The 25,969-nt window shown below is 61.2% G+C and carries 24 protein-coding genes and 1 tRNA gene; 4 read left to right on the forward strand and 21 right to left on the reverse strand.

The features are described from left to right. Window positions 1–34 precede the first annotated feature (34 nt). Window positions 35–451 (forward strand): DoxX family protein, encoded by a 417-nt coding sequence (locus AO692_RS16190; protein WP_054311067.1) that lies wholly within the window; start codon window positions 35–37, stop codon window positions 449–451. Here the strand turns inward: AO692_RS16190 and ppx are convergent. Next, window positions 438–1,973 carry an exopolyphosphatase gene (gene ppx, locus AO692_RS16195; protein ID WP_054311068.1) on the reverse strand — a complete coding sequence of 512 codons (1,536 nt, stop codon included), beginning with the start codon at window positions 1,971–1,973 and terminating at the stop codon, window positions 438–440. The genes AO692_RS16190 and ppx overlap by 14 nt on opposite strands. Beyond that, window positions 1,973–4,168: an RNA degradosome polyphosphate kinase gene (locus AO692_RS16200; protein ID WP_054311069.1), complete on the reverse strand. Its 2,196-nt coding sequence runs from the start codon at window positions 4,166–4,168 to the stop codon at window positions 1,973–1,975. Before AO692_RS16200 ends, ppx begins: the two co-directional genes overlap by 1 nt. Before the next feature lie 145 nt (window positions 4,169–4,313). Here AO692_RS16200 and AO692_RS16205 point away from each other — a divergent pair, with 145 nt between their 5' ends. Beyond that, the gene (locus tag AO692_RS16205) at window positions 4,314–4,559 is read left to right on the forward strand and encodes a zinc-finger domain-containing protein (RefSeq protein WP_054311070.1); all 246 of its coding nucleotides are present in this window, start codon (window positions 4,314–4,316) and stop codon (window positions 4,557–4,559) included. Window positions 4,560–4,584: 25 nt separating this feature from the next. Continuing rightward, entirely contained in the window at window positions 4,585–5,817 is a 1,233-nt protein-coding gene (locus AO692_RS16210) for an FAD-dependent monooxygenase (protein ID WP_054311071.1), read from the forward strand. A 14-nt stretch (window positions 5,818–5,831) separates the two neighbouring features. Here the strand turns inward: AO692_RS16210 and AO692_RS16215 are convergent, their stop codons facing one another. From AO692_RS16215 to AO692_RS32810, 6 genes are all read right to left on the reverse strand, one after another. Further along, window positions 5,832–6,518: a TIGR02117 family protein gene (locus AO692_RS16215; RefSeq protein ID WP_054311072.1), complete on the reverse strand. Its 687-nt coding sequence runs from the start codon at window positions 6,516–6,518 to the stop codon at window positions 5,832–5,834. A gap of 99 nt (window positions 6,519–6,617) precedes the next feature. Next, a complete protein-coding gene (locus tag AO692_RS16220; RefSeq protein WP_054311073.1) occupies window positions 6,618–7,421 on the reverse strand; it encodes an amino acid ABC transporter ATP-binding protein in 804 nt (267 codons plus the stop codon). 45 nt (window positions 7,422–7,466) lie between these two features. Next, window positions 7,467–8,624, reverse strand: coding sequence for an amino acid ABC transporter permease (locus AO692_RS16225; protein ID WP_054311074.1), 1,158 nt, complete (start codon window positions 8,622–8,624; stop codon window positions 7,467–7,469). 4 nt (window positions 8,625–8,628) lie between these two features. Then, window positions 8,629–9,816, reverse strand: coding sequence for an amino acid ABC transporter permease (locus AO692_RS16230; protein ID WP_054311075.1), 1,188 nt, complete (start codon window positions 9,814–9,816; stop codon window positions 8,629–8,631). Window positions 9,817–9,879: 63 nt separating this feature from the next. Beyond that, window positions 9,880–10,911: an amino acid ABC transporter substrate-binding protein gene (locus tag AO692_RS16235; RefSeq protein ID WP_054311076.1), complete on the reverse strand. Its 1,032-nt coding sequence runs from the start codon at window positions 10,909–10,911 to the stop codon at window positions 9,880–9,882. 60 nt (window positions 10,912–10,971) lie between these two features. Then, window positions 10,972–11,175, reverse strand: coding sequence for a hypothetical protein (locus AO692_RS32810; RefSeq protein WP_152979856.1), 204 nt, complete (start codon window positions 11,173–11,175; stop codon window positions 10,972–10,974). 133 nt (window positions 11,176–11,308) lie between these two features. Between AO692_RS32810 and AO692_RS16240 the strand changes: the two genes are divergently transcribed. Beyond that, window positions 11,309–12,478 (forward strand): cystathionine beta-lyase, encoded by a 1,170-nt coding sequence (locus AO692_RS16240; RefSeq protein ID WP_054311230.1) that lies wholly within the window; start codon window positions 11,309–11,311, stop codon window positions 12,476–12,478. A 51-nt stretch (window positions 12,479–12,529) separates the two neighbouring features. Here the strand turns inward: AO692_RS16240 and AO692_RS16245 are convergent, their stop codons facing one another. The 13 genes from AO692_RS16245 to AO692_RS16305 all read right to left on the reverse strand — a co-directional run bounded on the left by AO692_RS16245 (window position 12,530) and on the right by AO692_RS16305 (window position 25,897). Then, the gene (locus AO692_RS16245) at window positions 12,530–12,922 is read right to left on the reverse strand and encodes a hypothetical protein (protein ID WP_054311077.1); all 393 of its coding nucleotides are present in this window, start codon (window positions 12,920–12,922) and stop codon (window positions 12,530–12,532) included. Window positions 12,923–13,033: 111 nt separating this feature from the next. Beyond that, window positions 13,034–13,108 (reverse strand) — tRNA-Lys (locus AO692_RS16250). Between the two features lie 187 nt (window positions 13,109–13,295). Next, complete coding sequence (gene glpK / locus AO692_RS16255) at window positions 13,296–14,786, reverse strand: glycerol kinase GlpK (protein ID WP_054311078.1); 1,491 nt, start codon at window positions 14,784–14,786, stop codon at window positions 13,296–13,298. Between the two features lie 83 nt (window positions 14,787–14,869). Beyond that, the gene (locus tag AO692_RS16260; protein ID WP_054311079.1) at window positions 14,870–16,594 is read right to left on the reverse strand and encodes an ABC transporter substrate-binding protein; all 1,725 of its coding nucleotides are present in this window, start codon (window positions 16,592–16,594) and stop codon (window positions 14,870–14,872) included. A gap of 76 nt (window positions 16,595–16,670) precedes the next feature. Next, window positions 16,671–17,078 carry a DUF2160 domain-containing protein gene (locus AO692_RS16265; RefSeq protein WP_200911743.1) on the reverse strand — a complete coding sequence of 136 codons (408 nt, stop codon included), beginning with the start codon at window positions 17,076–17,078 and terminating at the stop codon, window positions 16,671–16,673. Further along, window positions 17,078–17,896 (reverse strand): carbohydrate ABC transporter permease, encoded by an 819-nt coding sequence (locus AO692_RS16270; protein ID WP_244483380.1) that lies wholly within the window; start codon window positions 17,894–17,896, stop codon window positions 17,078–17,080. The genes AO692_RS16265 and AO692_RS16270 overlap by 1 nt, the downstream gene beginning before the upstream one ends. A gap of 97 nt (window positions 17,897–17,993) precedes the next feature. Further along, window positions 17,994–18,860, reverse strand: a complete 867-nt coding sequence (locus AO692_RS16275) for a sugar ABC transporter permease (RefSeq protein ID WP_054311081.1) — start codon at window positions 18,858–18,860, stop codon at window positions 17,994–17,996. 2 nt (window positions 18,861–18,862) lie between these two features. After that, window positions 18,863–19,930, reverse strand: a complete 1,068-nt coding sequence (locus AO692_RS16280) for an ABC transporter ATP-binding protein (protein WP_054311082.1) — start codon at window positions 19,928–19,930, stop codon at window positions 18,863–18,865. A 9-nt stretch (window positions 19,931–19,939) separates the two neighbouring features. Further along, window positions 19,940–21,019, reverse strand: coding sequence for an ABC transporter ATP-binding protein (locus AO692_RS16285; protein ID WP_054311083.1), 1,080 nt, complete (start codon window positions 21,017–21,019; stop codon window positions 19,940–19,942). A gap of 20 nt (window positions 21,020–21,039) precedes the next feature. Beyond that, window positions 21,040–22,569 carry a glycerol-3-phosphate dehydrogenase gene (gene glpD / locus AO692_RS16290; protein WP_054311232.1) on the reverse strand — a complete coding sequence of 510 codons (1,530 nt, stop codon included), beginning with the start codon at window positions 22,567–22,569 and terminating at the stop codon, window positions 21,040–21,042. Between the two features lie 127 nt (window positions 22,570–22,696). Then, window positions 22,697–23,464 (reverse strand): DeoR/GlpR family DNA-binding transcription regulator, encoded by a 768-nt coding sequence (locus tag AO692_RS16295; RefSeq protein WP_054311084.1) that lies wholly within the window; start codon window positions 23,462–23,464, stop codon window positions 22,697–22,699. A 118-nt stretch (window positions 23,465–23,582) separates the two neighbouring features. Further along, complete coding sequence (locus AO692_RS16300; protein WP_054311085.1) at window positions 23,583–24,995, reverse strand: aspartate aminotransferase family protein; 1,413 nt, start codon at window positions 24,993–24,995, stop codon at window positions 23,583–23,585. Window positions 24,996–25,099: 104 nt separating this feature from the next. Then, the gene (locus AO692_RS16305; RefSeq protein WP_054311086.1) at window positions 25,100–25,897 is read right to left on the reverse strand and encodes a transglutaminase family protein; all 798 of its coding nucleotides are present in this window, start codon (window positions 25,895–25,897) and stop codon (window positions 25,100–25,102) included. Between the last annotated feature and the right edge of the window lie 72 nt (window positions 25,898–25,969).

Below are 25,969 nucleotides of genomic sequence, written 5' to 3' on the forward strand. Positions count from 1 at the left end.
ACTGCGTCGGCGGGACTTCGGAAAGAGGCACGCCATGCCGGCCAATCTTCTGCTTCTTCTATCCCGGCTGTTGCTGGCGGTTCTGTTCGTGCCTGCCGGCATCCAGACATTGGGCGATATCGGCAGCGCGACCGGCTACTTCGCCGGTCTTGGCCTGCCCTCGCCCCAGCTTGCCGCATGGGGCGTCGGCCCGTTCGAGCTGATCGCCGGACTTGCCGTCCTGATCGGCTTCCAGATGCGTATCGCGGCGGGCTTGCTCGCCGCCTTTTGCCTGATCGCCGGCTATCTCGGCCATTACGGCCAGGGCGAAGACCCGACGCTCGCCTTCCTGCACACACAGATGCTGATGAAGGACATCGCCATAGCAGGCGGCTTCCTGGCGCTCGCCGTTGCCGGCGCCGGCGCCTATTCGATCGACGGCTGGAGCCGGCAGGCCCTTACTTGGCGCTGATGCTCGGGCCGCCATCCACCGCCAGGAAGAGGCGGCGGTTGGTGATCTTGGCAAGCTGCGCCAATCGCCCGGCCGGACGCTCTCCATAGAGGCCGGCGAGATCGGCCGGGATGACCAGTGCGAGCGCCCCGTTGCCACGGCTTTCCCATCGCAAGCGAGGCATCACACCGGGCATCGAAGCGGTAAGCAGGTAAACGACGCGCATCATGCCGGCCAGGCTGCGTGCCCGTTCCAGATAGCGCGGCGTCGCCAGTGCCTTGATCTCCGGCGCGATGTTCTCGTTGAACACACCGTCGTGGCGATAGGCATTGGCCAGCGCCAGGAACGCGCGGCCGGGATGGTCGACGCCAATGAAGGATGCGTGCGCAATGATGTTGAGCGATTGACGGCCGCGATATTCGGGATGCGCCCGCCAGCCGATATCGGCAAGCAGGCAGGCCGCCCTGCGATAGCGGGCTTCATCGACGGTCTCGTCGATGCCGAACGCCTCGAATGATTTGCCGGTCCAGTCGACCAACTCGTGCGCATGGGTGACCGAGCGCGAGCGCAGCCGCGCCAGTTCCTCGGCCGCCGAGATCAGCGGATCGGCCTTGCGCTCGACCTCATCCAGCAGTGAGTAGAGATAGCCTTCGCGTACGCCGATTGCCGAGACCACGATCTTCGACGGCTGCATCGCACCAAGTATCTCTTGCAGCACAACGGCGCCGTAAGGCAGCAGCGAACGGCGATTCTTCGAGACGCCCTCGATGCCCTTGACCTTTTCAACGTCTCCCTTGGCGACCTGCTTGAGAAAGGCGAGCGCGCTTTCCACGCCGATCTCATAGTGGTGCATGACGCCGAGCGGGTAGTTGTTCATTTCCATATGGAGGCGCGCCAGGTTTCGCCATGTTCCACCAACGGCATAGAAGACCCTGCCCTGGCCACCTTTGAGCAACTTGGCCTTGGCCAGTTGCGTCCTGGCGATGCGGGTCGCCTGCGCGAGCGAATTCTTGGCCATGTCTTGCAACCGCAAGCCACCAAGCGGCAAGGTGATGCCGTCGCCGATCACTTCCCCGTTGACGTCGATCAATTCCAGGCTACCGCCGCCAAGGTCGCCCGCGATACCATCGGCAGGATGGAAGCCGGAAATGACGCCAAGCGCCGAATAGTATGCTTCCTGGCGGCCGCTCAACACATGGATTTCTGTACCAAGTACCTGTTCGGCGCGATGGATGAAGTCCGGACCGTTGACGGCCTCGCGCGCAGCGGCCGTGGCGAGAACGTATATGCGTTCGGCTCCGGCCTGTTCGGACAGGGCTCGAAAACGGCGGAACTCCTCCATGGAGCGAGTGACGGCCTCGGGGTCCAGCTTGCCTGTGGAGACGATGCCGCGACCGAGACCAGCCAGCATCTTTTCGTTGAACAGAACTGTCGGCGAACGCGCCAATCCCTCATAGATAACGAGACGGATCGAGTTCGAGCCGATATCGATGATCGACAGCGGGCGGCGATCCTGCAGCCTCCCCTGGGAAGCGGCCATCATCAGCCGGCCATGTCCTTCTTGCGGCGCTTGAACTGCGCGATGCGTTTCGGCGCATGCGATTTCAAGGCATCGCCCCGTCCCGACAGGCTCGGATTGGTCATGAAATATTCCTGTGCGTTGAACGGTTCCTCGCCCTCATCGGGCACAAGGCGCCGCGAGGTACCATCGGCCAATACTTCGAAACTTTGCTGGTTGTCCATGATGTTGCCCAGCATGATCTGGCCAAGTATCTGTTCATGCACAGTTGGATTGGTGATCGGCACCATGCATTCGACGCGGCGGTCGAGATTGCGCGGCATCAGATCGGCCGACGAGATGTAGACGATGGCTTCGTCCGACGGCAGCCCATGTCCGTTGCCGAAGCAGTAGATGCGACTGTGCTCGAGGAAGCGGCCGACGATCGACTTCACCCGGATATTCTCGGACAGCCCGGGAACCTGGGGTCTCAGACAACAAATACCACGCACGACGAGATCGATTTCGACGCCGGCACGGCTGGCGTCGTAGAGCGCATCGATGATGGTCGGATCGACCAGCGAGTTCATCTTCATCCAGATGCGAGCGGGCCTGCCGTTTTGCGCGTGCTCGATTTCTTCCTTGATGTGATCGAGAATGCGGCTGCGCAGTGTGTAGGGAGATAGAGCGAGACGCATCTCGCCGGTCGGCTCGGCATAGCCGGTGATGAAGTTGAAGATCTGTGCCACGTCGCGCGCGATGTGGGCATCCGTCGTGAAGAAGGACAGGTCCGTATAGATGCGTGCCGTGATCGGGTGGTAGTTGCCGGTGCCGAGATGCACATAGTTGCGCAGCCGCCCGTCCTCGCGCCGCACCACCAACGACATCTTGGCGTGTGTCTTCAGCTCCAGAAAGCCGAATACGACCTGCACGCCGGCGCGCTCGAGGTCGCGCGCCCAGCGGATGTTGGCTTCCTCGTCGAAGCGAGCCTTCAATTCGACCAATGCGGTCACCGACTTGCCAGCTTCGGCGGCATCGGCCAGCGCACGCACGATCGGGCTGTCGTTGGAGGTGCGATAGAGCGTTTGCTTGATCGCGACGACTTCCGGGTCGGCTGCCGCCTGGCGCAGGAACTGCACCACGACGTCGAAGGATTCATACGGGTGATGGACGACGATGTCCTTTTCCCGGATCGCCGCGAAACAATCGCCGCCATGCTCGCGGATACGTTCCGGGAAGCGCGGATTGTACGGCACGAACTTCAGGTCGTCGCGCGCAATCGAGACGATCTCGGAGATCTGGCTCAGCGCCAGCGGCCCGGTCAGGACACTGATGCGGCTCGATGAGACGCCGAGTTCGCCGGCGACGAATTCGCGCAATTCCTCGGGCATCGAATTGTCGAACTCGATACGGATCACCGAACCGCGGCGACGGCGTTTCAGCGCGGTCTCAAACAGCCGCACGAGGTCCTCGGACTCTTCTTCCACCTCGATATCGCTGTCGCGAATGATACGGAATGTACCGGAGCCGGTGACCTCATAGCCTGGGAAGAGCTTGCCGATATAGAGGCCCACCACCGCTTCCAGCGGAACAAAACGCACATGTCCCTTGCGGTCTGGCAGGCGAATATAGCGTTTCAAGGCCTGCGGCAGGCGCAGCAGCGCGCTCATCGTCTCGCCGTTCTTGCGATGCCGGAGCTCCAGCGCGATGGAAAAGCCAAGGTTGGGGATGAATGGGAACGGATGTGCCGGGTCGATCGACAGAGGGGTCAGTACCGGGAAAACCTGTTCCTGGAAATGCTCTTCCAGCCAGGCGCGCTCGTCCTTGGTCAACGCATCGCCGGCGACCGTCTCGATGCCTTCCTTGTTGAGCAGGATCATCAGCGCCGACAGGCTCTTCTGCTGATCCTCCTGCAGGCGCTCCACCTCGCGGAGCAACTGTTCGAGCTGCTGTTCCGGCGTGCGCCCGTCGGGGCTTTTCAGAACGATGCCTTCGCGCACCTGGCCCGCAAGGCCAGCGACGCGCACCATGAAGAACTCGTCCAGATTGGCGGCCGAAATCGACAGGAAGCGGACACGCTCGAGCAGCGGATGGTTCGCGTTGAGCGATTCCTCCAGCACGCGGCGGTTGAACTGCAGCCAGGAGAATTCGCGATTGACAAAGCGATCGGGATTGCCGCCCTCGACGCTTGCCGTTCCGACATTGATGAAGTCGGCCTGGACCGGCTTGAGCTCGTTCATGTCCGCCTTTCTCTCCAGCGAGTCACGCCGGTTAACCGGCTCAATTTATCCTGTGACAGGGTTTTGCGACAGTTTCATTTCATCGAACTTGCAAAGAACACGGATATGCTTCAAACGCATGTCGTATGCGTTGAAGGAGACGATGATGGCCGGCGGTTCCATTCCCCATTTCCAGAACGATGCGGGCCATCCGGCGATCGAGATCGGCGTGCGCGAATTCATGTGCGTCGGCGCCAATCCACCCTTCGATCATCCGCATGTCTTCCTCGATCTCGGCAGCGACGACGAGAAGGTCTGCCCCTATTGCTCGACCCTCTATCGCTATTCAGCCAAGCTGAAGGCGACCGAAACGGTACCGGCCGGCTGCCTCTACGTCGACCGCGCCGCCTGATCTTTCTTATCGCCCGATCATGACAATGGATGCGCGATCCCGCCCGGTGGTGATCGCAGGCGGCGGCATTGCCGGGCTGACAGCCGCGCTCGCCTTTGCGCAACGCGGCCTTGCAGTCGAGATTTATGAACAGGCTGTCCAGCTCGAAACCGTGGGGGCCGGCATCCAACTTTCCCCAAACGCGACCTGCATTCTGGCAGACCTCGGCGTGCTGGAACGGCTGTTACCGATGGCAGTCCGGCCCGAAGCCGTTGTGCTGAAGGACGCAGCCAGCTTGAAGGAACGCGCGCGTGTACCGCTCGGCGCATTTGCCGAACAGCGCTGGCAGGCGCCTTATCTCACCGCCCATCGCGCCGACGTACAGGCAGCATTGGTTGCGCAAGTGACTGCAACAGCAGGCATCCGCCTGGTCACCGGCGCGCGGCTCAAGAATATCGGCATCGGAAGAGGTAACGCTGTCGGCAGCTTCGAACACGATGGTACGGAGACCCAGCCAGCCAGCTCGCTCCTGATCGGTGCGGACGGTGTCTGGTCGAAGGCAAGGGAACTGCCCGGCCTTGCCGGCAAGAGCCGTTTCACCGGCGAGCTCGCCTGGCGCGTCACCGTTGCGGCGGATAGCACTGCGGGCAGGACTTTTGCCTCCATCGGTGCTGCGGGCTGTGTGACCGCCTTCCTGCATTCCGGTTTTCACCTGATCGCCTATCCGGTCAGCGCAGGTACGGCCATCAACCTCGTCGCCTTCACGAAGGGGGAGCGCATCGCCGAAGGTTGGTCCGGCCGCGCTGATCCGGCAATTCTGACCAGGGCACTCAAAGGCTCTGCCCCTGCCCTGGCGAAGCTGATTGCGGAAGCAGGAACCTGGCTGGCCTGGCCGCTGCATGTCGTCGACCGGAAACCGGCATGGACATTGCCGCAGGGTGTCGCGCTGATCGGCGATGCCGCACACGCCATGACGCCTTTTGCCGCGCAGGGTGCAGGCATGGCGATCGAAGACGCCGCTGCGCTCGCCGCCTGTGTTGCCGAAACGCCGATCAATCTCGCCCAAGCGCTGACGAACTGGGAAAAACAGCGCAAGCCGAGGGTGGCCAAAGTCGCGCGGCGCGGCGCGCTCAACCACCTCGCCTGGCATGCGACTGGTCCCGTTGCGCTGGCGCGCAATCTCGTTCTGGCGCTGCGTCCATCGCAGCGCCTCGCCGCCGATCTCGACTGGCTTTATGGTTGGCGGATGCCGAGCACCGGCTCCAACCCCTTGACCTGACCGCATTCCACCTATTACCGCGCCGGCCGGGGCTCATCGCGATTGTAGAGTTGCATGGACAGGCTCAGCGACCAGGGCAACGGATTCCACCAACCTGTTCTGAGACCAGCCACCCGCAGAGCCCTGGCCGTCCATGTATTGCAGCCGACCAGTGCGTTGAAGGCACCCTCGGCTTCGTAAAAACCATCACTGGTGGAATAGCCGGCACCCGGAATGAATTTCGGTCGATCCGCATCGCGCGTGAAGCTGGCGGCGATGAAATCGAGCAGCGCGGCAAATCGCGCTTCGCTGATGTCGTAGCCGGCGACGGCCGGATGTGGTTCGGGGATCGGTCCAGCCACATCGACATGCATCGCTGCGGCATCCACGGTCAGCGCCTTGAATACCGGTGCAGGCCTCAGTTGTGACCATGTCGGCGTTTCAAGATAGAAGGCCCGACCGCCCCAGCCGAAGATGAGGTAGCGTACCCCTTCCCCATTTGCTGCGATGCCATCTTCCGCCAGGAAACGAAACCTTTCCAGAACCGCGGCATCGACCGGAATGGCGATGTCCGTGTGGATCGGATTGCTGATTACATAGATTCGGCGCGTGCCCGAGCCTTCATCTCCAGACCAAAGTGGTCGCGGAATGAGCGTGCCGAGCGCTGCGATGACAGCGATCAGAGCCAGCATACGGAGAGCGAAGCGGAAGACCCCTCTCATCTCGGCATCTCCTCGAAGCCATTGGCATGGAAGGCCTTTATCCACCACGCAAAAGGCCCCGCCTTGCGACGGGGCCTCGCGCAGACAATCGCAACGCGGTCAGTGCAGGATCTGGCTGAGGAAGAGCTTGGTGCGTTCGTGGCGCGGGTGGTCGAAGAATTCGACCGGCGTGTTCTCTTCCACGATCTGGCCCTGATCCATGAAGATGACGCGGTTGGCGACCTTGCGGGCGAAACCCATCTCGTGGGTCACGCACAGCATCGTCATGCCTTCTTCGGCAAGACCCACCATCGTCTCCAGAACTTCCTTGATCATTTCCGGATCCAGCGCAGACGTCGGCTCATCGAACAGCATGATGCGCGGGTTCATGCACAGCGAACGCGCGATCGCCACGCGCTGCTGCTGGCCACCCGACAGCTGGCCTGGATATTTGTGCGCCTGCTCGGGGATCTTGACGCGCTTCAGGAAGTGCATGGCGGCCTCTTCCGCCTGCTTCTTCGGGATCTTGCGCACCCAGATCGGCGCCAGCGTGCAGTTCTCCAGGATGGTCAGGTGTGGGAACAGGTTGAAGTGCTGGAACACCATGCCGACCTCGCGGCGCACCTCGTCGATCTTCTTCAGGTCGTTGGTCAGTTCCTTGCCGTCGACGATGATCTTGCCCTTCTGGTGCTCCTCCAGCCGGTTGATGCAACGGATCATGGTCGACTTGCCGGAGCCCGAAGGACCGCAGATGACGATGCGCTCACCGCGCATCACCTTCAGGTTGATGTCCTTCAGCACATGGAACTCGCCGTACCACTTGTGCATGCCGACGATTTCGATCGCCACGTCGGTATCCGAGATATGCATCTTCTTGGTGTTGACGCTGAGATCTTCCGCGCTGACTGCATTTTCTGTGGCCATAAGCCGATTTCCCCTTGGTTGATTCTAGCACCGACCGGCTTGCGGTCAGCGCTTGTAACCGGTGTCTAGCCGGCGTTCCATGAACATAGAATAGCGGGACATGCCAAAGCAGAACAGCCAGAATACCACCGCCGCAAAAATAAGTCCCGACGCCGGTGTCTGCGGCGATGCCCAGGAAGCGTCGGAGAAATTCTGGCGCACGATCGCCAGCAGGTCGAACATCGAGATGATGTAGACGAGGCTGGTGTCCTTGAACATGCCGATGAAGGTGTTGACGATGCCCGGGATGACCAGCTTCAGCGCCTGCGGCAGCACGATGAAATACATCTTCTGCCAGTAGCTCAGTCCCAGGGAATCGGCACCCTCGTACTGCCCCTTCGGGATAGCCTGAAGACCGCCGCGCACCACTTCCGCCATGTAGGCTGCGGCAAACAGCGAGACGCCGATCAACGCGCGCAGGAACTTGTCGAAGGTAACGCCCGCCGGCAGGAACAGCGGCAGCATCACGCTCGCCATGAACAGCACTGTGATCAGCGGAATGCCGCGTATCGTCTCGATGAAGACGATGCAGATCATCTTCACCACCGGCATCTTCGAACGCCGGCCAAGTGCCAAGAGGATGCCGAGCGGAAGGGAAACGACGATACCTACGAAAGACAGCGTCAGCGTCACCAGCAGGCCGCCCCACAGCGGCGTCTCGACATGCGGCAGGCCGAACATGCCTCCCACAAGCAGGACGAAGGCCACGATCGGCAGCACCAGGAAGAACAGCACCGCATTGAGCCCCTTGTGTGGAACCCGCGGGATCAGGAGCGGCGCGAGCAGTGCCACGAAAAGGATGCCGACGAGGATGGGCCGCCAGCGTTCCTCCAGCGGATAGCGCCCGAGCATGAACTGGCCGAACTTGGCATTGACGAAGGACCAGCAGGCGCCGGACCAGCCGTCAGGCTGGGTGCCTCCCTGCGCCACGGTGGCGCAGACCGTGCGGTCGGGGCCAGTCCACTGCGCCTGGATGAAGGCCCAGTCGATGATCGGTGGCAGGATCATGGCGACCAGCACCAGCCCGACGAGAGTCAGGATGGTGTCGCCAACCGAGGCAAAAAGGTTTTTGCGGACCCAGGCAACCAGCCCCCGCTCGCCGGGAGGCGCAGGCATCGGCTGCGCCAACTCTGTGCGGACCCAGGAAAGATCAGTCTGTGTCATGACCTTACCTCTCCACCAGCGCCATCTTGGCGTTGACCACATTCATGATGGCCGACGTCAACAGGCTGAGACCGAGATAGACCGCCATCATGATCAACACGGGTTCAATCGCCTGACCGGTCTGGTTCAGCACCGTTCCAGCGATGGCTGTGAGATCCGGATAGCCGATCGCGATGGCCAGCGAAGAATTCTTGGTCAGGTTGAGATACTGGCTGGTCAACGGCGGGATGACGATGCGCATCGCCTGCGGAACGACGACAAGTCGAAGGATCGGCCCAGATCGCAACCCAAGCGCTCCTGCAGCCTCGGTTTGCCCCCTGCTCACCCCGCGAACGCCGGCGCGTACGATCTCCGCGATGAAAGCGGCGGTATAGAAGGAAAGCGCCAGATAAAGCGACAGGAACTCAGGTTTGACCTGGAAACCACCGGTCAGATTGAAGGTCGATTTCTTTGGCAGATCGAACGAAAGCGGAAAACCGCTGGCGACATAGGCGAGCAATGGCAGCCCGACGATCAGCGCTACCGATGTCCAGAACACGGGGAATTGCTGGCCGGTTGCCATCTGCCGCTGGCGTGCCTTGCGTGCGACGAACCACGACATGGCAATGCCGAGCAGGAAAGCGAGCAGGATCAGCCATGCACCCTCGCCCCACACAGCGCGCGGGAAATAGAAACCCCGGCTGTTCACATAGGAGCCGAATGGCAATTCGATACTGTCGCGCGGCAACGGCAGCACCGACAGCACACCGAAATACCAGAAAAAGATGACCAGCAACGGCGGGATGTTACGGAACACCTCGACATAGACCGTGCAGATCTTGCGGATCAGCCAGTTGTTGGAAAGCCGGCCGATACCGACCATGAAACCGATGATGGTTGCCGTAACGATGCCAGCAAGGGCTACGATCGCCGTATTGATCAGGCCGACGAGGATCGCCCGGCCATAGGTACTATCCGACGAATAGGCGATGGCGCTGTCGGCGATGTCGAAACCGGCGCGTCCCTTGAGGAAGGCGAAACCGGACGCGATGCGCAAACGTTGGAGATTGTCGATGGTGTTGCCGACGATCCACCAGATGAACAGGATCAATGCCAGGGCGGCGACGACCTGGATGAAGATGCTGCGGACTCTCGGGTCATTGATCAAGGAGCCGCGAGTGGGCTCCTCGCGAAGAACTTCCTGCGATGCCATGGGTCAATCCCCTGAATGAGAAACAGGGAGGCGGCAACGCCACCTCCCTGACGGTATTCTCGATCAGCGGATCGGCGGAGCGTATTGCAGGCCGCCCTTCGTCCAGAGCCCATTGAGGCCCCGCGCGATCTTGAGCGGGCTGCCGGCACCGACATTGCGCTCAAACATCTCGCCGTAATTGCCGACGGACTTGACGATGTTGACGACCCAGTCGTTGGACACGCCAAGATCGGTACCGAGTTTGGTGTCGGCTTCCTGACCGAGCACGCGCTTCACTTCAGGACCACCAGAAGCCTTCAGCTCGTCGACATTAGCCTGGGTGATGCCGAGCTCTTCCGCCTGCAGCAGGGCAAAATAGGTCCACTTCACGATGTGATACCACTGGTCGTCACCCTGGCGCACGGCCGGGCCGAGCGGCTCCTTGGAGATGATCTCCGGGAGCACGACATGGTCGCCCGGCGCCGACAGCGTCAAGCGGATGCCATAAAGGCCCGACTGGTCGGTCGTATAGGCGTCGCAACGTCCGGAATCATAGGCCGCGTTGGCTTCTTCAACCTTCTCGAAGACGACTGGATTGTACTCCATCTTGTTCGCCTTGAAGTAGTCGGCAAGGTTGAGCTCGGTGGTCGTGCCCGATTGCACGCAGACCGCCGCACCTGAAAGCTGCAGCGCGGAATTGACGCCCGGCAGCTTCTTGGCGTTCACCATGAAGCCCTGGCCGTCATAATAGGTGACGCCCGCGAAGTTCAGGCCGAGCGCGGTATCGCGATTGATCGTCCAGGTTGTGTTGCGCGACAGAAGATCGATTTCGCCCGACTGCAACGCGGTGAAACGCTCCTTGGCCGACAGCGGCGTGAACTTGACCTTGGTGCCGTCACCGAAGACGGCGGCTGCAACCGCGCGGCAGAAATCGGCGTCCAAACCTTTCCATTCACCCTTGTCGTCCGGCGACGAGAAGCCCGAGAGACCGGTGTTGACGCCGCACTGGATAAATCCCTTGGCCTTGACCGCCTCCAAGGTGCTTGCGGCCGAAGCAGCGGACGCCATCAGACCCATCGTCGCCGCCGCCAGAATGCCGATTGCAATGTGTTTCATAACCCTCAGACCCTTTTTCGGTTGTTTGGGCGCATTGCCCGATTTTTTTTGCGAACCCCATCAGCCATTCCGGCCCACTTCCGGAACGCGGCTCCCTAGCCGACGCACAAGCTGCTCCCGTTCACGAAGAACATCGAAGGCGATAATTCCCGTGAGGTCAAGGAAAATGACCGAGCCGTGGCAGCCATCAAGCAAATAATATCGACGCTCGAACAAACGTGCCTCGATGGCTGTCGCGGTGTTCGGCAGATTGACGAAATTCAACCCCAAATTGCTCAAAAACAACGCAAGGACGCGCGGGCTGGTCCACTTGAAGCGTGACGCTGGCAATCACCCGGCGGTTGCGCCTCCGCCCCGCCCGCTCTATCCCTTCGCAACCTCAGCAGGCAGCAGGATCATGGCAAAAAACAACGGTAATTGGGGCATCAACACGCGGCTCGCCCATGGCGGCAACGACCCGCGCGATTTCTTCGGCTTCGTCAACCCGCCGGTGGTGCACGCTTCCACCGTGCTCTATCCCGACGCAGCCACCATGACCACGCGCGGCCAGAAATACACTTATGGCACGCACGGAACGCCCACGTCTGACGCGCTGGCTGCCGCCATCGACGAACTCGAGGGTTCCGCCGGCACCATCATCGTGCCGTCTGGTCTGGCGGCGGTGACGGTGCCGCTGCTCGCATTCGCCTCGGCCGGCGACCATATCCTGGTGGTCGACAGCATCTACCGGCCGACCCGCCACTTCTGCGACACCATGCTGAAGCGCATGGGTGTCGATGTGGAATACTACGAGCCACGCATCGGTGCTGGCATCAAGGCCCTGTTCCGACCGAATACGAGGATCGTGTTCACCGAATCGCCTGCCTCGAATACCTATGAAGTCCAGGACATACCGGCGATCTCGAAGGAAGCGCATGCCATCGGCGCGGTGGTCATGATGGACAACACCTGGGCGACGCCGCTGTATTTGCGTCCCCTCGACCACGGTGTCGATATCTCCATCCACGCCGCCACCAAATATCCTGGCGGCCATTCGGACGTGCTGCTGGGAACCGTTTCGGCCAACGAAGCATGCTGGCCGAAATTGCTTGGCGGCTTCGACGCGCTGGGCTGCTGTGCCGGTCCCAACGACGTCTATCAGGTCCTGCGGGGCCTGCGCACAATGGGTGTGCGGCTTGAGCACCATGGCAAGAACGCATTGGAGATCGCTCGCTGGCTGGAAATGGACGGGGGCGTGGCGCGCGTGCTCCACCCTGCCCTGGAAAGCCACCCGGACCACGCCTTGTGGAAGCGGGATTTTCGGGGCGCCAGCGGCGTCTTCTCCGTCGTGCTGGCCGGTGGTGGCCAGAAGCAGGCACATGCCTTCCTGGATGCGCTGAAGATCTTTGGCCTCGGCTATTCCTGGGGCGGCTATGAAAGCCTTGCCGTGCCGGTCTTCCTCGACGACCGCACCATCGCCAAGGGGCCTTACGAAGGCCCACTGATCCGCTTGCAGATCGGGCTCGAGAACCTCGAGGACTTGAAGACCGATCTGTCAGCCGGTCTCGCGGCCGCGCGGGCGGCCTGACGCCATTCTACCAAGCCGCCGCGCCCACGAACTGGACTTTCACGCTGCAGCTCAGCCAGCCGATCGGTTGGGCAGGTTGCCCGCATTCCTGAGCGCGGCAACCAACAGGCTGGTATGGCCAAGGATATCGGTCTGTGCCTGTGCCGGCAGGGACAGGCCGTTCCAGCTCTCCAGTGGCTCGATGAAGCTCGCCAGCGCGCCGTTGACCCTGCAGCTATCCACCGACTGGCCATCCTTGCTCAGCGCCAGGATGCCGATATCGCCGCCATACCGAATACCGGCGATACGCTGGAAACGGTAGTCGCCCTCGACCCGGACGTCGAAAGCCAGCCGGCCTGCCGTGCGCGCCGCTATATCCGTCACCTTCTCCGAAAAACTGGTCGGCAGCGTGCTGGCGGTCCGCACCGCCATTTCGAACAGGACTGTATCCAACTCTGCCGCCATGATGCGCCCACTGTGCTGCGGGCGTGGAAACAGGCAATTGGGCCACGCGCGTTTTGCACAGCGTAACAGCACTCTAAATTAGAACAACGTAAAATTTTCAGCTGGTTAGGATGGTGAGCCGGGAGGGGATCGAACCCTCGACCACATGATTAAAAGTCACGTGCTCTACCGCTGAGCTACCGGCCCATCCTGGCGTTCTGGCCCGGAACATCGCCCGGCATCGCCGACCGCGTTTCCGAATGTCGGTCCGCCTGAAAAGTGGGCGGAACATAGGGAGAGTGCTCCCACCGGTCAACCGGAAAAAAGCCGATTTCCAAGCCGTTGCAAACAACAGGCTTTGCGCCGGCGACTGCAGAGGCCATGACGCGCGAAATTACGCCGTCAGCGTCCGATTCACGGCATCGTGCCAGCCTTTCAGCTTGGCCCCGCGGATCTTTGCTTCCATTTCGGGCTTGAAACGACGGTCAAGCGACCACGCCTTCGCGAAATCCTTCATTTTCGGCCATACCCCTGCCTTGGAGCCAGCCAGCCAGGCAGCACCGAGCGCCGTGGTCTCCAGGATGGTCGGACGGTCGACCGGTGCATCCAGGATGTCGGCGAGCCGCTGCATGGTCCACGCCGAAGCCACCATACCGCCGTCAACCCGCAGCACCGTCTTGCCGTTGCCGGTCTTCCAGTCCTTTTTCATCGCGTCCAGCAGGTCGCGCGTCTGGAAGGCGACTGATTCCAGTGCCGCGCGTGCGAACTCCGCCGGACCGGAGTTGCGCGTCAGGCCGTAGATAGCGCCACGCGCTTCGGCATCCCAATGCGGCGCGCCGAGTCCAACAAAAGCCGGCACCAGATAGACATTCTGCGCATCGTCGGCGTGCGCGGCCAGTTCGCCGCTGTGTTCGGCCTTGCCGATCACCTTGATGCCGTCGCGCAGCCATTGCACGGCAGCGCCTGCGACGAAGATCGAACCCTCGAGCGCGTAGGTCGTCTTGCCGTTCAAACGATAGGCAATCGTCGTCAGCAGCCGATTCTTCGAGCGCACGATGTCGGTGCCAGTGTTCAGCAGGGCAAAGCAGCCGGTGCCGTAAGTGGATTTCATCATGCCGGGCTCGAAACAGGCCTGACCGATGGTGGCAGCCTGCTGATCGCCTGCGACGCCGAGGATCCTGATCTCGGCGCCGAACAGATTTTTCTCCGTTACGCCAAAGTCATCCGCACAATCCTTCACCTGCGGTAGCAATTGCACCGGGATGTTCAGGATACGCAGCAACTCGTCGTCCCACTCGTTCGTGGCGATGTTGTAGACCAGCGTGCGCGAAGCGTTGGTGGCATCAGTTGCGTGTACCTTGCCGCCAGTCAGCCGCCAGATCAGGAAGCTGTCGATGGTCCCTGCCAGAAGTTCACCGCGCTCGGCGCGCTTCCTCGCCCCTTTCACCTTGTCCAGCATCCAGGCGATCTTGGTGCCGGAGAAATAGGGATCGAGCAGCAGACCGGTCTTCTTGGTGAATTTCGGCTCCATCCCCTGCTTGCGCAGCTTGGCGCAGAGCGGCGCCGTGCGACGATCCTGCCAGACGATGGCGTTGTGGATCGGCTTGCCTGTCGCCTTGTCCCAGACAACGACCGTCTCGCGCTGGTTGGTGATGCCGATCGCAGCAACGTCGGAGGCTTTGCGGTTCGCCTTTTTCAGCGCTGCCTTGACGGTGTGGACGACGCTTGCCCAGATCTCTTCGGGATCATGTTCTACCCAGCCCGACGCCGGAAAGTGCTGGGTGAATTCCTGCTGACCGACGCCGGCAATCTTCATAGCGCCGTCGAAGAGGATCGCACGCGAGGATGTCGTGCCCTGGTCGATCGCTAACACGAAACCTGTCATCTCTTCCCCTCTCACGACATGAGAAGGGAGACGGCTTAACGCCGCCTCCCCGTTTCTCCAATGCGGACCGTGGTCCGCACCGTTTATTTCTGCCAGCTCTTCACCAGCTCGTCATAGTTGATGGTGATCGGCTTGTCCTTCTCGGGCTCGATCTTGAGCTGCGGCGCAAGGTTGCCCTTCGAGACGGCGTCCTTGTTCCAGTATTCGAGATCGTGTTCCTCGGCGAGCTTCGGACCGATGTCGCCCTGCACGCCAGCCTTCTCGAGACGGCCCATCACCTTCTCTTGCTCGGCGCACAGCGAATCCATCGCCTCTTGCGCGGTCTTGGCGCCGGAGGATGCATCGCCGATTGCCTGCCACCACAGCTGTGCCAGCTTCGGATAGTCCGGCACGTTGGTGCCCGTCGGCGACCACTGCACGCGGGCCGGCGAGCGGTAGAACTCGATCAGGCCGCCGAGCTTCGGCGCGCGGTCCGTGAAGCTCTTGTGGTGGATGGTGCTCTCGCGGATGAAGGTGAGACCGACATGGCTCTTCTTCACGTCGACCGTCTTCGAGGTGACGAACTGGGCATAGAGCCAGGCCGCCTTGGCGCGGTCGTCCGGCGTCGACTTCATCAGCGTCCAGGAACCGACGTCCTGGTAGCCGAGCTTCATGCCGTCCTTCCAGTAGACGCCATGCGGGCTCGGCGCCATGCGCCACTTCGGCGTACCGTCGGCATTCACCACCGGCAGACCGTCCTTGACCATGTCGGCGGTGAAGGCGGTGTACCAGAACATCTGCTGGGCGATGTTGCCCTGAGCCGGGACCGGACCGCTTTCGGAGAAGGTCATGCCCTGTGCCTCAGCCGGAGCATAGGCCTTCAGCCAGTCCAGATATTTCTGGATCGCATAGACCGAAGCCGGGCCGTTGGTGTCGCCTCCGCGGGCCACGCAGGAACCGACAGGCTGTGACTTTTCGTTGACCTTGATACCCCATTCGTCGACGGGAAGACCGTTCGGTATGCCCTTGTCGCCATTGCCGGCCATGGAAAGCCATGCGTCGGTGAAGCGCCATCCAAGCGACGGGTCCTTCTTGCCATAGTCCATATGGCCGAAGACCTTCTTGCCGCCGATCTCGCGACCGTTGAAGAACTCGGCGATGTCCTCATAGGCCGACCAGTTGACCGGCACGCCGAGATCGTAACCGTACTTAGCCTTGAAGTCGGCCTTGTTCTTCTCGTCGTTGAACCAGTCGTAGCGGAACCAGTAGAGGTTCGCGAACTGCTGGTCCGGCAGCTGGTAGAGCTTCTTGTCCGGCGCCGAGGTGAAGGAAGTGCCGATGAAGTCGGCGATGTCGAGGTTCGGATTGGTAACGTCCTTGCCTTCGTTCGCCATCCAGTCGGTCAGGTTGCGCACCTGCTTGTAGCGCCAGTGCGTGCCGATCAGGTCGGAATCGTTGACCCACGCATCGTAAAGGTTCTGACCCGTCTGCATCTGGGTCTGGATCTTTTCGACGACATCACCCTCCTGGATCAGGTCGTGCGTCAGCTTGATGCCGGTGATTGCCGAAAAGGCCGGCGCCAGCACTTCCGATTCATACGAGTGCGTGGTGATGGTTTCCGACACCACCTTGATCTCCATGCCGGCGAACGGCTTGGCGGCGTCGATGAACCATTGCATTTCCTTTTCCTGGTCGGCGCGCGGAAGCGTCGATACGTCGCCGATTTCCTTGTCCAGGAAGGCTTTCGCCTCGTCCATGCCTGCGTAGGCGTTGCCCATGCCAGCAAGCAGGGCGAGCGCGGTGGTCGATATCAGAAATTGCCGTCGCATAGGTCTCCTCCAAAATAAGTTTCAATATGCCCCGGATCGGCGGCCGGCTCGCCGCCTCCCCGACAGTTTTCTCCCTCTATACGTAGCGAAACACCGCGATGGCGTAGACCACGGAGAGAGCGAGAGCCCACCACAGGCCGGCTCCGACGAGACCCAGCCAAGCGAGATGGATGAAGGCGCTGCCGAGCAGCGAAATAAAGAGGCGGTCGCCGCGTGTCGTCTCGAAACGCAGCACGCCGACGCGCGGATTGCCGCCGGGCGAAGCATATTCCCACACCGCCATCAGCGACAGGATGCCGAAGATGGACAGGAAGAACATGGCGGTCGGAAAGGTCCAGGCCATCCATCCGCCGGCGATCAAAGGCGCGCCCCAATCACGCGCGCCGTCCTGAACCGGAACAAAGGAGGCCAGCAGCCCGGATGCGCCGAGATAGATGGCGATCACGACAATGAGGGGAACGATCCAGTTTCGAGAAACAGCCATCAAACCCTCCCCAGGGCAAAGCCCTTGGCGATGTAGTTGCGGACGAACCAGATCACGATGGCACCGGGGATCAGCGTCAGCACGCCAGCAGCGGCAAGCAGGCCCCAATCCATGCCGGAGGCCGAGACGGTGCGCGTCATCACGGCTGCGATCGGCTTCGCATCGGTGGTGGTCAGCGTGCGCGCGAGCAGTAGTTCCACCCATGAGAACATGAAACAGAAGAAGGCGGCCACGCCGATGCCGCTCGCGATCAGCGGCATGAAGATCTTGAAGAAGAAGCGCGGGAACGAATAGCCATCGATATAGGCCGTCTCGTCGATCTCCTTCGGCACGCCCGACATGAAGCCTTCCAGGATCCACACCGCCAGCGGCACGTTGAACAGGCAGTGTGCAAGCGCCACCGCGATATGCGTGTCGATCAGGCCGAAGGCAGAGTAGAGCTGGAAAAACGGCAGCGCGAACACAGCAGGCGGCGCCATGCGGTTGGTCAGCAGCCAGAAGAACAGGTGCTTGTCGCCAAGGAAGCGATAGCGTGAGAAGGCGTAGGCCGCAGGCAAGGCGACAGCGACCGAAATCACCATGTTCATAACGACATAGGTGATGGAATTGACATAACCCATGTACCAGGAGGGATCGGTGAAGATGATCCGGTAGTTCCGCAGCGTCGGCTCGTGTGGATAGAGCGTCAGGCCGGACACGATCTCCGTGTTGGTCTTGAAGCTCATATTGACGAGCCAGTAGATCGGCAGCAGCAGGAAGAGGATGTAGAGCGTGGGGATCACCCACCAGAACTTCGATTCCTCGCCGCGCTTGCGCATGCGCCGCGCAAGCTGCTCCTGCGAGAGACCGCTCCTCAGGGAACCGGCGGCGATCGCCGTATCCGTCGGATTTGTTCGTTCGTTTGCGCTCGCCATATCAGCGCTCCGCGTCGTAGTTGGTCATGACGGTGTAGAACACCCATGACAGCAACAGGATGATCAGGAAGTAGACCAGCGACATCGCCGCCGCCGGGCCGAGGTCGAACTGGCCGAGCGCCATCTTGACGAGATCGATGGACAGGAAGGTGGTCGAGTTGCCTGGGCCGCCGCCGGTGACGACGAACGGTTCGGTGTAAATCATGAACGAGTCCATGAAGCGCAGCAGGACCGCGATCAGCAGCACGCGTTGCATCTTCGGCAGCTGGATATAGCGGAAGACGGCCCAGCGTGACGCACCGTCGATCTTGGCGGCCTGGTAGAAAGCATCCGGGATCGAGACGAGGCCGGCGTAGCACAGCAGCACGACAAGGCTCGTCCAGTGCCACACATCCATGATGATGACGGTGAACCAGGCGTCGATCGGATCCTGCACATAGTTGTAGTTGAAGCCCAGCTTGTTCAGATAATAGCCGAACAGGCCGATGTCGCTGCGGCCGAACACTTGCCAGATCGTGCCGACGACATTCCAGGGAACCAGCAGCGGCAGTGCCATCAACACCAGGCAGACCGGAACGCCCCAGCCCTTCTTCGGCATGTTGAGCGCGATCAGGATACCGAGTGGCACTTCTATGGCCAGGATGATGGCGGAGAATACGAGGTTGCGGCCCATCGCCTGCCAGAAGCGCGAGGATCCGAGCAGTTCCTCGAACCATTCTGTACCGGCCCAGAAAAACTGGTTGTTACCGAATGTATCCTGAACCGAATAGTTGACCACCGTCATCAGCGGGATCACTGCGGAGAAGGCCACCAGCACCAGCACCGGCAGGACGAGAAACCAGGCCTTGTTGTTCCATGTTTTCTCCATGGTCAGGCCCTCATCTCGACACGCCAGGAATCGGCGTAGACATTGATGCCGGCCGGTTCGAACCGCAGCTTCGGTTCGGCCGGAATTTCCTCGTCTTCTCCGACGATCGCCGCGATCTCGCGGCCTTCCATTTTGGCGCGTACGACCTTGTGGCGACCGACATCCTCGACCTTGCTGATCGACACGCCGATACCGACACGGCCGAGCCGCACATATTCGGGCCTGATCCCGAGCTCCATCGATCCTTCGGTCTTCTCCGGGGCTCCGGGAAGCACGATGGCCAACGAGCCGAACCTGGCCGTCTTGCCCTCGACCTCGACCGGCAGCACGTTCATGCCTGGCGAGCCGATGAAATAACCGACGAAGGTGTGTTTCGGCCGTTCGAAGAGTTCCGCGGGCGTGCCGATCTGGACGATGCCGCCGTCATACATCACCACCACCTGGTCGGCGAAGGTAAGCGCCTCGGTCTGGTCATGCGTGACGTAAACCATGGTGTAGCCGAAGCGCCGGTGAAGCTGCTTGAGCTGCGAACGCAGCACCCATTTCATATGCGGGTCGATGACGGTGAGCGGTTCATCGAACAGGATCGCGTTGACGTCGGAGCGTACGAGACCGCGTCCAAGCGAGATCTTCTGCTTCTGGTCGGCGGTCAGGCCCCTCGCCTTGCGCTTGGCCCAGTCGGCGAGATCGATCATGTCGAGTGTCTCGCGCACCTTGCGGTCGACATCGGCCTCCGGCACGCCGCGATTGCGCAGTGGGAAGGCCAGATTGTCGTAGACCGTCATCGTGTCGTAGATGACCGGGAACTGGAACACCTGGGCGATGTTGCGTTCCTGCGTCGACAGGTTGGTGACGTCATGTCCGTTGAACAACAGTTTGCCGTGCGAAGGATGCAGCAAGCCGGAGATGATGTTCAGCAGCGTGGTCTTGCCGCAGCCGGACGGGCCAAGCAGCGCATAGGCACCGCCATCCTGGAACGTGTGATGCACTTCCTTCAGCGCGAAATCCGTCTCCTTCTGCGGGTTGGGCAGGTAGGAATGGCGGATGTGATCGAGATCGATGCGTGCCATGCTGGTGCCTCACGCTGCCAGTTGCGAAGCGCCGACCGAACGGCCGGACGCGTCGAAAACCATGATGTGGCGCGGGTCGATAAACACCTCGACCTCATCGTCAGCGGTCAAATCGAGAATGCCGTGGGAAAGCATGACCCAACGCGCATCGGCGAAATCGAGATGCACGAAACTTTCCGAACCCGTGATTTCGGTGATCGACACCTTGGCGCGCACCGGCACCGCCTGATCGTTCGGTCGCTGCAGCGAAAGATGGTGCGGCTGGAAACCGATCGTGTAGCTGGCATCGGCGACGCCGGTAATGTCGGCCGGCACGGGCAAGCTCACGCCGCCGTCGAGCAGGAACTTGGCACCGGATTTACGCAGGACGATCGTGTTGAGCGGCGGGTCCGCGAACGTCCGTGCCGTGATCAGATCGTTCGGCTTGCGGAAAACCTCGATGGTCGAACCGAACTGGGTGACCTTGCCTTCCGATAGCGTCGCGGTGTTGCCGCCAAGCAGAAGCGCCTCATGCGGCTCAGTCGTCGCGTAGACGAAGATGGTGCCGGCCTCTGCGAAGATCCTCGGCAATTCTGCACGCAGTTCCTCGCGCAATTTGTAGTCGAGATTGGCGAGCGGCTCGTCGAGCAGCACAAGGCTGGCGTTTTTGACGATGGCGCGCGCAAGCGCGGTACGCTGCTGCTGGCCACCCGAGAGATTGAGCGGCGTGCGTTCGAGGTAAGGTGTTAGCTTGAGAAGTTCGGCTGCCTGCCGTACTTCGCGATCGATCTTGGCCCGTTCGATGCCGGCAACACGCAGCGGCGAAGCGATGTTCTCGTAGACGGTCATCGTCGGATAATTGATGAACTGCTGGTAGACCATGGCGATGTTGCGCTTCTGCACCGGAACGCCGGTGACATCCTTGCCATCGAACCAGACGCTGCCGGCGGTCGGCCGGTCGAGCCCGGCCATCAGGCGCATCAGGCTCGTCTTGCCGGACAGCGTCGGCCCCAGAAGCACGTTCAGGGACCCATGCTGCAGCGTCAGCGACACGTCGTCGATGTGCGTTGCCGCACCCACGACCTTCGAGACGTTCCGCAGTTCCAGCATTCGTTCCTCCCCAGGCCGCGCTATTCGGCGGCCGCTATGTGCGGGCCGCTGATGCGGCGCAGAAATGCTTCCAGTTGAGCGGTCTGTTCGCGGTCGAAATGCAGACCTCGCTTCGTCCGGCGCCAAAGGATATCTTCCGCGGTCTGCGCCCACTCGTTTTCGACAAGATAACGCACCTCGGCCTCGTAGAGGTCGGCGCCGAAATCCTGGCCGAGATCGGCCTTGGACTTGGCGAGCCCGAGCAAGGTGCGCGCGCGCGTGCCATAAAGTCGGACCAGCCGCTTCGCCAGGCGCGCATCAAGAAACGCAAAGGCCTTCTTGAGCTTCGCGACCTCGGCCTCATAACCAGTTGCCGGGAAATCACCGCCCGGCAAGGTTCCCTTCGCAGTCCAGGGCTCGCCACGCTTGCCGAGAAAGCCTTCGATCTTCTCCAGCATGGATTCCGCCAGCCGCCGATAGGTAGTGATCTTGCCGCCAAAGGCGTTGACCAGCGGTGCCATGCCTTCTCCACCCTCGGCCTTGAGGACGTAGTCTCGGGTGGCTTCCTGGGCCTTGGATGCACCATCGTCGAAAAGCGGACGCACCGCCGAATAGGTCCAGACAATGTCGGCGCGCGTCACCGGATCGGAAAAATACTCGCTGGCGGCTGAGCACAGATAGTCGATCTCGCCTTCGCTGATCGCCACATTGTGGGGATCATCCGTGTAGTCGCGGTCAGTGGTGCCGATCAGCGTAAACTCTTCCTCATAGGGGATCGCGAAGATGATGCGACCGTCCTTGTTCTGGAAGAAATAGGCCCGTGGGTCGTCGAACTTCTTGCGCACGACGATGTGGCTGCCCTGTACCAGCCTGACATTGTGAACGTCATTCTTGCCGACCGTCGTCGAAAGGACATGATCGACCCATGGCCCGGCAGCGTTAACCAGCAGCTTCGCCTTGACCGTCTCGGTCTTGCGGCTGCGCAGATCCTCGATCGTGAGGATCCACAGATTGCCGTCGCGACGTGCGCCGACAACCTTGGTGCGGGTTCGGATGGTTGCGCCGCGATCCGCGGCGTCGCGGGCATTGAGAACGACCAGCCTCGCATCGTTCACCCAGCCGTCGGAATATTCGAACGCCTTGGAAAACAGAGGTTTGAGTGGCTTGCCGGCTGGGTCGCGCCGCATATCGAGCGTCTTGGTGGCCGGCAGCAGCTTGCGCCCGCCGATATGATCATAGAGGAACAGACCGAGCCGCAGCATCCAGGCCGGACGTGGTCCGCCGTCGAAATAAGGCAGCACGAAACGCATCGGCCAGATGATGTGTGGCGCGTTGCGCCATAGCACCTCGCGTTCCATCAGCGCCTCGCGCACAAGACGGAACTCATAGAATTCGAGATAACGCAGGCCGCCATGGATGAGCTTGGTCGAGCCGGAGGATGTCCCGCTCGCCAGATCATTCATCTCGGCAAGGAAAACGGAATAGCCACGGCCGACCGCGTCGCGCGCGATACCGCAACCGTTGATGCCACCGCCGATGACAAAAATGTCATGGACCGGAGTTCCGTCCAAAATGCCCTCCCATGTTTTCGCATTGCAGCATTGATAGCCGCATTTCGAAAGCACTTGGATGTTATTTCGAAAACAGAACGAATGTCAAACGAAATTGAAATCAACGAAAGACGCTTGCGCCTCCGCCTCAGGATCGTGACGTTTCAATGAGTTGAACCTCGGAGTCCGTGCAGATCTTGCGCACCGACGGGATGTCGCAGCGGTCGGTTATGAAGGTGTTGACCTGAGAGAGATGGCCGATGCGCACGGGTGCGGTGCGTTCGAATTTGGTGCAGTCCGAAACCAGGATGACATGGCGCGTGTTGGCGATAATGGCTTGCGCGACTTTCACTTCGCGAAAATCGAAATCGAGCAGCGCCCCGTCATGATCGATGGCCGAAGCCCCGATCACCGCGTAGTCGACTTTGAACTGCTTGATGAAATCGACTGCCGCTTCGCCGACGATACCGCCATCCGAACCACGCACGACACCGCCGGCAATCACCACCTCTATCGAAGGATAGACACGCATCCTATTGGCAACATTGATGTTGTTGGTGATCACCATCAGGCCGTTATGATCGAGCAAAGCCTTGCTGACGGCTTCGGTCGTGGTGCCGATATTGATGAACAGCGAGGCATTGTCCGGGATCAGCCCTGCGGCGGCGCGCCCGATCGCCTCCTTTTCATCGGCAGCGATCTTTCGCCTCGCTTCATACTCCATATTCTCGATGCCGGACGGGAACAGCGCACCACCATGAATGCGGGTCAAAAGCCGCTGGTCGCACAAATCATTGAGATCCTTGCGGATGGTCTGCGGTGTCACTTCGAAATGCGCGGCAAGGTCGTCGACCAGCACACGCCCCGCTTCCTTGGCCATCTGAATGATCTCGGCGTGGCGAGGCGACAGGTACATGGAACAGTTCCCATTTTCGTTTTTGTTACTCATAGCCAAAAACGAAAATGGAAGAAAAGCAAGAGCCAGGAACGGCGAACACCGTGTTCGCCGCATTCCCTTTGTTTCGGCGACCTCCCTATGGAAGACCGCGCGCGATCTCGACGATCACATCGAAGGCCGCTTCGACATCCTCTCGCGTCGCCTCGAATTGTCCAGCCTGGAAACGGATCGCGACCCGGTCGTCGACACGCGTCTGTGTGAGGTAGATGCGGCCATCGTCGTTGATGGCATTGACCAGCCTTAGATTGTGCTCGTCCGTGTCCCGTCCCTCGCCTGCTCGATGGCGGAAGGAGAACAGCGACAGCATCGGCTCGGTAACGATCTCGAAATCCGGCTCCTTCGAGAGCCGTTCCGCCAGCGCAGCGCTCCAGGCAACATGGTTGCGGATCATGGTTCGGAGACCACCCAGGCCATGCGCGCGCATCAGGAACCACAATTTCAGCGCGCGAAACCGCCTGCCCAGCGTCACCGTCCATTCGGAATAGTTGATGACGCCGTCATGACCATGCGTCTTCAGATATTCCGGCTTGATTGCCAGCGTGCGTACATGGCTTTCCGGATCGCGCACGAACTGGATCGAACAGTCGAAGCTGGCGCCCAGCCATTTGTGCGGATTGAAGACGATGGAATCGGCCAATTCCGAACCCTTCCAGAAGTACCGGTATTCGGGGCAGATCATCGCCGCCCCCGCCCAGGCCGCGTCGACATGCAGATAGAGATTGTGGCGGTGCGCGATTTCGGCGACCGCAGCGATGTCGTCGGTGCCGCCGGTGCTGGTGCCGCCGACACAGGCAACAATGCCCGCGGGGAGCAAACCAGCTTCCGTGTCGGCGCGAATAGCCGCTTCCAGCGCAGCTGCATCCATGGAGCGCAGAGGTCCGGTCGTGGGAACACGCACCAGATTTTCGTCGCCGATGCCCGCCACCCAGATCGCGCGATCGATCGAGGTGTGAACCTGGCTCGAACAGTAGACGCGCAGTTGCTTCTGCCCTGGCAGCCCTTTTTTGTTGCCGTCCCAACCCAGCGCACGCTCCCGCATGGTGAGCACCGCGGCCAGCGTGGCGGACGAGGCCGAATCCTGGATGACCCCGGAAAATCCTTCCGGCAGCCCCAGCGCCTGGCGCAGCCAGTCGATCATTTTTGTTTCAAGTTCGGTCGCGGCAGGTGAGGTCTGCCACAACATGCATTGCGCAGCGACCGCCGTGACCAGATATTCGGCAATCACCGAAACACGCGCAGCGTTCGCCGGAAAATACGCGAAGAAACGCGGATGTTGCCAATGCGTCATGCCGGGCATGATCTTGGCCTCGAAATCGGCGAAGATCGTCTCCATCGCCTCTGCTCGCTCCGGTGGCGATGCCGCGATCTGCTTGAGTATCGACCCCGGCGCCACCTGTGGCCGTACCGGCCTGTCCCGCACCGTATCCCGGTAGTCCGCGCCCCAGTCCGCGGCGCGCCGCGACCACATGCGGAATTCTTCGCTATCCATACCGCCTCCTCCTTGAGCTCGGCCCGATACGATTAACATGTGCATTATGGTGTTGGGCAATCGTGCACAAGGCCGGCTGGCGGCAATTGCCGTCGCCGTCGAGGCTACTGTTGCACGACGGTGATCGAAACCGCGAGTTGCTCGCGGCCTTGGCCCAGACGAATGCCGGAAACCGGCATGGCGTCGCGATAGTCGCGGCCGGTCGCGACCCGCACGTAACGTTCGTCCGGCGAAATGCCGTTGGCGGCGTCGAACGACACCCACCCCAGTCCTGCGACATGCGCTTCGGCCCAGGCATGGCTCGCCACCTGCTCTGAAACGCCGTCCATCATCAGGTAACCGCTGATGTAACGCGCCGGCAGGCCGAGCAGCCGCGCCGCTGAAATAAACACATGGCTGTGGTCCTGGCACACACCGGCACCGAGGCTGAGCGCTTCCTCGGCCAGCGTTTCGGCGCTGGTGCTGCCCGGTTGGTAGCTGATCCGATCGCGTACCAGTGCCATCAACCCATGCAGCCGCTCGATCTCGGTGCCCTCGCCGATCTCCTCGACGAGACCACGAATGCCCTTGCCGGCAGCCGTCAATGGCGTTTCGTGCAGAAACAGCCAGAGCGGCGCGAAACCCTGATGCGCGCCGTAGACGCCGGCCTTGTCGGTCGTCTCCACCTCGCCACTCGCTTCGATGACAATGAGATGCGACGCGCCCTCGACGCTGACAAGACGGGTGTCGTTGGCAAACTGATCGCGGAAATGCACCTCTTCCCTGGCACCTTCAATCTGCAGCGCCCACGATCGAACCATCTGCGTCGGTCCCGAACCCGGCACCAGTCGCAGGCGCTGCAGCGCATAGCTGATCGGGGTGTCGTAGCTGTATTCGGTCCGGTGGGAGATCTTGAGACGCATGGAGATGAAACCGGCTAGGGCGTGTTGAAGTTCATGTCAGAACGAGCCGAAATGGTAGAATCCATCGCAACG

Origin of the sequence: Mesorhizobium sp. 1M-11, from assembly GCF_001303895.1 — a bacterium.
Taxonomy (GTDB): domain Bacteria; phylum Pseudomonadota; class Alphaproteobacteria; order Rhizobiales; family Rhizobiaceae; genus Mesorhizobium.